The sequence below is a fragment of the Pseudonocardia pini genome (assembly GCF_013870575.1).
Lineage (GTDB): Bacteria > Actinomycetota > Actinomycetes > Mycobacteriales > Pseudonocardiaceae > Pseudonocardia > Pseudonocardia pini.
The window spans coordinates 1-1,973 of record NZ_JACBXB010000908.1 but is presented as its reverse complement, the minus strand read 5'-3'; the positions used below and the strand labels follow the sequence as shown (position 1 = coordinate 1,973).

The 1,973-nt window shown below is 73.3% G+C and carries 3 protein-coding genes; 1 reads left to right on the top strand and 2 read right to left on the bottom strand.

Annotated elements, in window-relative coordinates; all coding sequences use genetic code 11:
- Positions 1-131: 131 nt before the first annotated feature.
- Positions 132-671 (bottom strand): peptidylprolyl isomerase, encoded by a 540-nt coding sequence (locus H5J29_RS30660; RefSeq protein ID WP_181784434.1) that lies wholly within the window; start codon positions 669-671, stop codon positions 132-134.
- Positions 672-725: 54 nt separating this feature from the next.
- Here H5J29_RS30660 and H5J29_RS30655 point away from each other — a divergent pair, with 54 nt between their 5' ends.
- On the top strand, positions 726-1,205 hold the full coding sequence (locus tag H5J29_RS30655) for a hypothetical protein (protein ID WP_181784433.1): 480 nt from the start codon (positions 726-728) through the stop codon (positions 1,203-1,205).
- Between the two features lie 56 nt (positions 1,206-1,261).
- On the opposite strand, the gene H5J29_RS30650 is transcribed toward H5J29_RS30655, so the two are convergent.
- On the bottom strand, positions 1,262-1,973 hold a 712-nt coding region (locus H5J29_RS30650; protein WP_181784432.1), incomplete at its 5' end, for a prolyl oligopeptidase family serine peptidase.

Below are 1,973 nucleotides of genomic sequence, written 5' to 3'. Positions count from 1 at the left end.
CGTCCCGCAGGGACTCCGGGCAGGCGGGCCGCCCGCAGCGCGTGCAGCTCAGCCCGGTGGGCCGGTCCGGATGCCGCACGCAGCTCTGAAGTGGCGGGCCCGCCTGGTCGGGGACGGTCACGTCACGTTCCTCAGGAGACCTCGACGTGCTGGATCACGATGTCGGTCAGCGGCCGGTCGGTCCGGTCCGTGGACGTGGTCGCGATGGCGTCGACCACCGCGCGGGACTCCGCGTCGGCCACCTCGCCGAAGATGGTGTGTCGCCGGTTGAGGTGCGGGGTCGGGCCCACCGTGATGAAGAACTGCGAGCCGTTGGTGCCGGGCCCGGCGTTCGCCATCGCGAGCAGGTAGGGGCGGTCGAACTTGAGCTCGGGGTGGAACTCGTCCCCGAACTGGTAGCCGGGCCCGCCGCGGCCGGTGCCGGTCGGGTCCCCGCCCTGGAGCATGAACCCGCTGATCACACGGTGGAACACCGAACCGTCGTAGAAGGGACCACTGTCCCCGCCCGACGCGTTGGGCTGCGAGTACTCCTTCTTGCCGGTCGCGAGACCGACGAAGTTCTCCACGGTCTTGGGGGCGTGGTCCGGGAAGAGGTTGATCCGGATGTCGCCTTCGGACGTCCGCAGCGTCGCGGTCTGCTTCGAGTTGCCTGGTGCAGTCACATCCACCATCGTGCCAGGGTCGATGGTGGACGCCACCCGGCCCACACCCAACGCGGAGGCAGCATGAGCACCACCAGCGCACTCTCACGGGCCCGCGAGCACGCGGGAGCCACCCTCGAATCGCTCGGCGAGGCCGTCGAGGAGCTCGCCCACGAGGCCAAGGAGCTCTTGGACCGCGAGCTCCCGGTGCTGGCCGAGAAGGCCGCGGGCACCGCCGGAGCCCTGGCCGGACGCGCCGAGCTCGCCGCCGGTGAGCTGGCGAGCCGCGCGTCGACCCTGCTCGAGGAGTCCGGGGAGACCCTGACCTCGGCCCGTCGCGAGCTGGCCGCGCGGATCGACCCGGAGCCCGCGGCGTCGACGAAGCGCTGGTGGTGGATCGGTGCCGGTCTCGTCGTGACCGTGGCGTCGGTCATCGGCTGGCTCGTGCTGTCCCGTCGCCCGCAGGAGATCCCGCAGACCGAGGCGCCTGCCACGGACCCGCCCGGGAACGTCGACCTCGCGGCCGAGACCCCCGAGCCCGCGGCCCGCAACGGGCGCGCCTAGGGACCCCGACCCGCTGCGTCGTCGGTCCGGCGTGGACACCACCCGTCCGCCGCTCGCTACGGCGGTCCTCCGGCGAGCACCTCCTCCAGGAATTCCGTGACGAGCTGCTCGTAGCGCTCGGGATCGGCGTTCCACGAGGCGGTGTGCTCCACGCCCGCCACCTCGACCAACCGGATCGGCCAGTCGAGATCGGGCCCGGCCGCCGCCAACGCGCGGGTGGGCCCGATCGGCACGGCCGTGTCCGGTGTGCTGTGCACGATCAGGGTCGGGGGGCGGCGCGCCGGGGGGTGTCTGCGCAGGTCGAACTCGTCGAAGTCGATCCCGATCCGACGGCGTGCGGACACCGTCGCGATGCCCACGAGCTGCGGCGGGAGCAGCCGGTTGCGCGCCTGCCTGCGCAGGGTCGCCCGCCAGTCCACGAGGGGCGCGTCCCACACCTGTGCGACGACGGACTCCGCCACCGGTGAGCGGTCCAGGAACGCCCCGGTGATCGCCGCCCCCATCGACCAGGCCGCGACGACGATCCGACGCGCACCGTGCGCGTGGGCGTAGGCGGCCGCGGCCTCCATGTCCTCCCACTCGGAGTCCCCGAGGTGGAAGTGGCCGTCGGGGCTGGCGGGGGCGGCGTCGTCGTTGCGGTAGCTGATCACGAGTGTCGGCAGGCCCAGGCGGTGCAGCGTGGGCAGGATCCGCAGCGCCTCCCGGCGCCTGCCGCCGCGGCCGTGCACCGCCACCACCCAGGTGTCCCGGTCCCCCGGCACGAGCCAC